The following is a 6137-nucleotide window of genomic DNA, read 5'->3' as shown; positions in this document are numbered from 1 at the left end:
CATAAGCACACATCTAGTTACCCATAAGCACACATCTAGTTACCCATAAGCACACATCTAGTTACCATTAGAACACATGATAAATATTTGTGTTTTAAACAGACTATTGTTAGTATTTAAACACAAAAAAATATGAGTGTTTAAAAACGCATTTGGTTACCCATTATGAAAAAAAATTTAGTTGTAAAAACAAACCGTTTAAACCAAGCCTTTCAGGTTCTTACTCTTGCTGAACTGCATATTGTTCAACTTGCTATTGTAGATGCACGAGAAACTGGGACAGGATTAAGTACTGATACACCTTTACGTATTGATGCTAGACGTTATGCAGAGGTATTTAATACAACTAGGCAAAATGCTTATCAACGCATGAAGGAGGCTGAAGATACTCTTTTCAATCGTAGGTTTAGTTTTTACGATGAAAATGGAAAGTTAGTTAAAAGTCGCTGGATTCAGCAAGTTCGTTATCTTGATGATGAGGGAGCAATAGAGCTAGTTTTTACATTAGCGGTGGTTGAGGGAATTAGTCGAATTGATGGTGTTAAAGAGTTTTTCACACAATATTTACTAAGCCAAACAGCACAATTAAATAGCGTATATTCAGCCAGACTTTATGAGCTACTGATCCAATGGAGAAGTACAGGGAAAGTACCAATAATTGATTTAGGAGAATTTAGGGAACAGCTTGGAATAGGTGTCAATGAATACCAGCGGATGCACCACTTTAAAGCACGTGTACTTGAGCCAGCAATTAAAGAAATTAATGAAAAAACAGATATTAAAGCCGAATATGAGCAGCATAAAAAAGGTCGTGTAATTTCAGGATTTTCATTTAAATTCAAGATAAAACAGCAAGCTAAGGCTGACAAAAAAGTAGATTCCACACGAGACCCAAACACGCCAGACTTCTTTATCAAAATGACTGATGCTCAACGCCATTTATTTGCAAATAAAATATCTGAAATGCCAGAGATGTCTAAATATTCTCAAGGTACAGAGTCCTATCAACAGTTTGCTATCCGTATTGCCGATATGCTTTTAGAACCTGAAAAGTTTAAAGAATTCTATCCATTTTTAGAAAAAGCCGGTTTTCAACTTTAAATTGGAATAGTGGGGTAAAATGTTTTTTTCTCTTGGGCTAAAGCAATGAAAAAAATATTATTTTTTGGAGTAATCCTTCTTTTAACGGCTTGTAGTAAGTCAGAATTGGAGCAACTGAAAAGCGATCAAGAAGATTTAAAAAAACAAGCTGATGAATTGACAAAACAGGCAGATCCACTTAGCGAAGAATGTCAAAAACTGGTTGCTCAATACAAAGATGCTTTGGCAAAAAATAGCTCTGATATGGAAGCTAAAAAAGAAGCAGCTAAAAAAGTTTGCCAACAAGCATTTGACCTTTCAAACAAGGCATTAGAACTGCGAGATGAAATTTTCAATATACAAATAGCTATCATCGCAGAAGAAAACAAAGGAAAAACTTCAGAATGAACTCTATAAAAGAAAGTGATACTTGTAATTTTATTGGTTGGGGAATTATCACTTTAGGGGTTATCTCAGGTCTTGTTTTTATTCTTGCTTTTGGTCGTATAGAAATACCTCGCCCCTATTATGGAACTAGGACTGTTTGGTCAGGCATGATGATTTCTACAGGCATAGGAATCATGCTAAATGGTTTTTTTCTTGGATATTTATTCCAAAAAATAGCTAGTATTCTTCGATACCATGAAGCTAATAAGTCTAAAATATAGTAGATAACTAAAGCTATTTATTACTCGGCAAGCCAAAAAGCTGTCTATCTCGGTCTTCTGTTAAATACTCGTTGAGTTCAGCGAGTATTTTTTCTTTATTGGCTTCATTGGCATTCATTTTTTTAATCAAATAAGAACCAAGCAAAATTTTACGTCGAGTATCATCCTTTCTTTCCTGCTCTTTTTGCTTCGATCTTTCTCTAGCTTCGATAGCTTGTTTGCGAGCCTTTAACTGTTTCAGCTTCTCTAATTGGGCTTCGATTTTCTTTTCAAGAGTTTCAGCAGCTTTTGTCATGATTCAGATTTCGGGATATAGAAAACCACTCAAGCATAAGGCCCTATGAATTGAAATTCAAGCGGGCTATATGCTATCGTGTTTTTCATGAAATGCGCACTTACGACTTGGATTTCATCCAAGTCAAAGTTTGCGTAAGGGGAATCCCCTTAACCCCAAAAAACTGCTACGCAATTTTTTAAAAGCAAAAGCAAAACCATCACAAGGCTAAGGCATGGCAATTTATCACTGTACGACTAAGACCATTAACCGAAGTTCGGGACGAACTGCGGTAGCATCTATGGCCTATCGTGCAGGAGAAAAATTGACAGATGAACGGACAGGATTAACACACGACTTTACGAGAAAAGAAGGTGTGGCTTACACCGAAATTATCTCGAATTTAGATACTCAAATTGATCGTGCCGAACTCTGGAATTTGGCGGAAAAAATGGAAAACCGCAAAGATGCTAGAACCGCTAGAGAATGGGTTATTGCTTTACCTGATGAATTGGATGAAGAACAACGCAAGGAACTTGCTAAAAACTTTGCCAAGTCCTTAGTAGATCGCTATGGCGTAGTTGCAGATTTAGCGATTCATGCACCCAGCAAAGGTGGAGATGATAAAAACCATCATGCACATATCTTGCTGACAACTCGCAAAGCAGAATTAGACACTGAAAATAAATTGGTCCTCACTCAAAAAGCGGAAATCGAGCTAAGTAACACCAAAAGAAAAAGCCTAGGCATGGGAACAAGCCAGGAAGAAATCAAGCAGATTCGAGCCACCTGGGCAAACCTTGCAAATTACGCCTTGGACAAAGCAGGATACAAAGAAAAAATAGACCATCGTAGCTATGCCGAACAAGGTAACGGTCTACAAGCCACCATACATGAAGGCAGCAAGGTTACTCAATTACGCAGGAAGGGTATAGATACTGAAGTTAGCCGTTTCAATGACAACATCAAACAGCAAAACAGTCAGCAGCTCCAATACAAAGAACCCCAAAAGGAAAAAATCCTAGAACAAGGCTTCAGCCGTGTCGAAAAGGGTTTCGAGCAATGGAAGAAAGATCAGGAAGCTAAACGCTTACAACTGGAACATCAGCAGCAGTTAAAGCTACAGCAAGACAGAGCCATGAAGCTGAAACAACGCAAAAGCATGAATAGAGATGGGCCTTCCTTATGAGCAATCAAAACGACTTAGACGACCAGTTATATATTTTATTGGCTTCCATGAAGGAATACAGAGAAGCCATAGCAGACGATAGGAAGCGATTAGAGACGTTTTACACCCAAGTAGCTAGTGGGGTTCTGGATAAAGCCGAAAAGTCGCTACAGGAGACAAATAAGCAGGCTATAGGGGCATTAAAGAGCCGTATTCAGGAATTAGATAAAGCAACCAGCCGTCTTAACTATCAATTTATTGCCGTGTTTGCCAGTGCCTTTGTAGCGTTGGTAATGGTGCTGTTCTTGGCATTATTTTTATTTGTGCCAAGTATGGATGAAATCCAGCAGCGCAGATCAGAAGTAAATAACCTGAAAAATTACAGCTTAGACCTATCAAAATGCGATGGGAAAACATGCGTTAGAATTATAAAAAAACAGTGTGGCTATGGAAAAAATGCCGATTATTGTGTGATTGATCCTAAATAATATTAAGAGGGTAAGTAATTGTATAAAAAAATATTATTGCCATTTTTTCTCGTCTTACTTGCAGCTTGTAGTAATGAACCAAAATATATTGATGATAGAGAGGAAATAATTACTGGGCATATGATTAACAGTATTCTCCAACTATCAAAATGCCTTTCAATAAATGCTTCTCCAGGTGAAAAGTTTGGGATAACTCAAGCTAATCTGATAAATGCAGATATTAGGGATAGAGAAGCACATCAAAAATACATAAAACAATCGCAGGAAGATTTTGAATTTATGATTGAGGTAGCTCAAAAGAAGTGTCCTTCAAGTTTAAGTATAGCTACAGAAGCCATTCATGAAGCTAAGTCTCAAGAAGCCAGAAATTATCTAGAAATTATTTTGCAAAATATCGTGGTAAGTGGCCTTTCTTCTCAAATTCTGAGCATAGAAGAAAAACAAAAAGCCTTTAGAACTACCTATCAACCTTTAGGAAAAAATAAAGTATTAGAAGAGCTTTATTAAAAACCTACTGTGAATATCCAACTACCTAAATGCCCGACTTTGAAGTTCAGCAAAAGCTAAACTTCAAAGCATCGAGCTTATTTTTGTTACTCTTAAAAGAAGAGTTTATTCATATCAATATCATAACCAGATTGCTTCATTTCTTTCGCTAAATGTAGCTGCCATGCAGAAGCCTCATCCAAGCTAATATAAACGACTCCACTAATATCATTAGGAAGCTCAAGTTTTCCATCTACTAGAGCTGCAACATTTTTTCGACCGAGTTTGCCGATAAGGAAGCCATGCTCAAAAACTACGTTTTGGCGAGCGCGGACATTTAGATTATCAGCTTTGGACTTCTCACTTCCGACATCATCAGGCGTATATAAAACTATTGCAAATCCAACATCTGAGTAATGTTCTATCTTTTCAATGATGGTTCTTCCTGAACTAGCTTTTTCATGAAGAATAATTACTTCAAAACCAAGTTTTTCCACAAATCTAGCTGCTTTATTCTGAGCACTTTCATCATGACCATGAACAATAAATACTTTGTTATTTGGTTCAGTATTTTCTGTTACTGGGGTACTTATCAGCCCCTTTTTATAGCCAATTGCACCTTCAATAAAGCTATCGGTAACATCATTAGCCCGTAAAATAGCTTTATAGGTATAAGATGGGCCTCCAATCATAACTACTGATGAATTTGCTCTTTCTGCTTTAATCTGAGGAATAAATGACTCAATTGTTCTTTCGCTCTCGGAAATTTTTATTCTTTCAAGATCATTAGGTTGAATTGTTTTCCCATTTATAACAATAGGCATTCCTTGCTCATATGGTTCAATGAATCTTGAGACCAGTTGTTCCTTGGTAAGATCAGTTTTATATTCACCATAATATTTATCTGACTTAGGCTTTATTATTACATGGTAGTACATCGTAATCCTTTAATAGGAGCTAGTATTAAATAGAATTAGCCTATCACCTTACAGTTTTGATTTAGAAAATTTTTTATTTATTTAAATAAGAACCGAACGAGTGTCTACGAGCGATTACCAACCATTAAAATTCATACGTTTTTTCTCTGATTACAATTACCCCCTTTTGCTTTGTAAAGAGATTAACAGAGCAAAGCGACAGTATTAATCTAGATATTCAGAAGTTGGTAACCAAAAAAGACCATTAGCTTTGTAATGCCAAGTAATATCCAGTACACGAATATGGTCTATATGATCTTTTCTTTGAAAATGAAGAATCATATCTGATGTTAAGTAGTTGTTATATCTACTTTTAAAATATTCAGGGATACCTATATGATAATGCCAAAGGTTATTTGAGTAAGTGAAATCATAAATTGGATTAGTCTTTTCTATTCCACGCCATGATGGTGAAATCTTACCTGGGTATTTAGAAAAATCACTAAAACCAAATTCTTCATAGATATCTGTAAAATCTAGAATTTTATCTTGTTGGTTTTCAGGGTAGTGACTAAATTCAATAGCAAATTGTTTTCCAAATTCCCACGTGTATGACAATTACTTCTTCCCTGCTTCCAGTATTAATCTTCTTTTCTCTTCCCGAGTTAAACCTTTAGGCATAACAAAGACTTCTGAAGAAAGAGCTGATTTCATTCTATCAAGATTAATTTGAACAGGTACTGTTTTTTGATTTTTTGTTGGTGTAATAACTAAGCTCATTACGTTCATTTGCCACCTCGACAAATAAAAATTTCTTTTTAAATTTTAACAAAAAAAATAGCATAGCGGGTTTTTAATTGTTTTTAATGTTTTTAATGTTTTTAACCCTTATGAAAACCTTTAATAGCAAGGGTTTCAGCCTTCATAAGCACACATCTAGTTACCCATAAGCACACATCTAGTTACCCATAAGCACACATCTAGTTACCCATAAGCACACATCTAGTTACCATTAGAACACATGATAAATATTTGTGTTTTAAACAGACTATTGTT

General features: G+C 35.7%; 10 protein-coding genes. 6 read left to right on the top strand and 4 right to left on the bottom strand.

The window, feature by feature from the left end:
* The first annotated feature begins 165 nt into the window (after positions 1-165).
* The 3 genes from repM to WFH18_RS16390 are packed head-to-tail and all read left to right on the top strand — an operon-like array spanning position 166 to position 1748.
* Positions 166-1101, top strand: a complete 936-nt coding sequence (gene repM, locus WFH18_RS16400; protein ID WP_004809013.1) for a replication initiation protein RepM — start codon at positions 166-168, stop codon at positions 1099-1101.
* A gap of 45 nt (positions 1102-1146) precedes the next feature.
* Entirely contained in the window at positions 1147-1488 is a 342-nt protein-coding gene (locus tag WFH18_RS16395; RefSeq protein ID WP_004809014.1) for a hypothetical protein, read from the top strand.
* Positions 1485-1748, top strand: a complete 264-nt coding sequence (locus WFH18_RS16390; RefSeq protein ID WP_253105114.1) for a hypothetical protein — start codon at positions 1485-1487, stop codon at positions 1746-1748. The genes WFH18_RS16395 and WFH18_RS16390 overlap by 4 nt, the downstream gene beginning before the upstream one ends.
* Before the next feature lie 13 nt (positions 1749-1761).
* Here WFH18_RS16390 and WFH18_RS16385 read toward each other — a convergent pair whose 3' ends face one another.
* Positions 1762-2043 (bottom strand): mobilization protein, encoded by a 282-nt coding sequence (locus WFH18_RS16385; RefSeq protein ID WP_202735528.1) that lies wholly within the window; start codon positions 2041-2043, stop codon positions 1762-1764.
* A 214-nt stretch (positions 2044-2257) separates the two neighbouring features.
* On the opposite strand from WFH18_RS16385, the gene mobQ reads away from it, so the two are divergent.
* The 3 genes from mobQ to WFH18_RS16370 are packed head-to-tail and all read left to right on the top strand — an operon-like array spanning position 2258 to position 4185.
* Positions 2258-3211 carry a MobQ family relaxase gene (gene mobQ, locus WFH18_RS16380; protein WP_253105111.1) on the top strand — a complete coding sequence of 318 codons (954 nt, stop codon included), beginning with the start codon at positions 2258-2260 and terminating at the stop codon, positions 3209-3211.
* A complete protein-coding gene (locus WFH18_RS16375; RefSeq protein WP_253105109.1) occupies positions 3208-3678 on the top strand; it encodes a hypothetical protein in 471 nt (156 codons plus the stop codon). Before mobQ ends, WFH18_RS16375 begins: the two co-directional genes overlap by 4 nt.
* An 18-nt stretch (positions 3679-3696) precedes the next feature.
* Positions 3697-4185, top strand: coding sequence for a hypothetical protein (locus WFH18_RS16370; protein WP_336755285.1), 489 nt, complete (start codon positions 3697-3699; stop codon positions 4183-4185).
* A gap of 92 nt (positions 4186-4277) precedes the next feature.
* Here WFH18_RS16370 and WFH18_RS16365 read toward each other — a convergent pair whose 3' ends face one another.
* From WFH18_RS16365 to WFH18_RS16355, 3 genes are all read right to left on the bottom strand, one after another.
* Positions 4278-5102, bottom strand: coding sequence for a TIR domain-containing protein (locus tag WFH18_RS16365; RefSeq protein WP_004809019.1), 825 nt, complete (start codon positions 5100-5102; stop codon positions 4278-4280).
* 204 nt (positions 5103-5306) lie between these two features.
* Positions 5307-5699: a hypothetical protein gene (locus tag WFH18_RS16360; protein ID WP_004809020.1), complete on the bottom strand. Its 393-nt coding sequence runs from the start codon at positions 5697-5699 to the stop codon at positions 5307-5309.
* The gene (locus tag WFH18_RS16355) at positions 5700-5870 is read right to left on the bottom strand and encodes a hypothetical protein (protein WP_004809021.1); all 171 of its coding nucleotides are present in this window, start codon (positions 5868-5870) and stop codon (positions 5700-5702) included.
* Between the last annotated feature and the right edge of the window lie 267 nt (positions 5871-6137).

It is taken from the genome of Acinetobacter sp. USHLN143, assembly GCF_037145695.1.
GTDB classification, from domain to species: Bacteria; Pseudomonadota; Gammaproteobacteria; order Pseudomonadales; family Moraxellaceae; genus Acinetobacter; species Acinetobacter fasciculus.
This window is presented reverse-complemented; position numbering and strand designations above follow the sequence as displayed.

What these genes read in the sequence shown, in the direction of transcription:
- repM (WP_004809013.1), top strand. Translation starts at nt 166, where the DNA reads ATGAAAAAAAATTTAGTTGTAAAAACAAACCGTTTAAACCAAGCCTTT.
- WFH18_RS16395 (WP_004809014.1), top strand. Translation starts at nt 1,147, where the DNA reads ATGAAAAAAATATTATTTTTTGGAGTAATCCTTCTTTTAACGGCTTGT.
- WFH18_RS16390 (WP_253105114.1), top strand. Translation starts at nt 1,485, where the DNA reads ATGAACTCTATAAAAGAAAGTGATACTTGTAATTTTATTGGTTGGGGA.
- WFH18_RS16385 (WP_202735528.1), bottom strand. Translation starts at nt 2,043, where the DNA reads ATGACAAAAGCTGCTGAAACTCTTGAAAAGAAAATCGAAGCCCAATTA.
- mobQ (WP_253105111.1), top strand. Translation starts at nt 2,258, where the DNA reads ATGGCAATTTATCACTGTACGACTAAGACCATTAACCGAAGTTCGGGA.
- WFH18_RS16375 (WP_253105109.1), top strand. Translation starts at nt 3,208, where the DNA reads ATGAGCAATCAAAACGACTTAGACGACCAGTTATATATTTTATTGGCT.
- WFH18_RS16365 (WP_004809019.1), bottom strand. Translation starts at nt 5,102, where the DNA reads ATGTACTACCATGTAATAATAAAGCCTAAGTCAGATAAATATTATGGT.
- WFH18_RS16355 (WP_004809021.1), bottom strand. Translation starts at nt 5,870, where the DNA reads ATGAACGTAATGAGCTTAGTTATTACACCAACAAAAAATCAAAAAACA.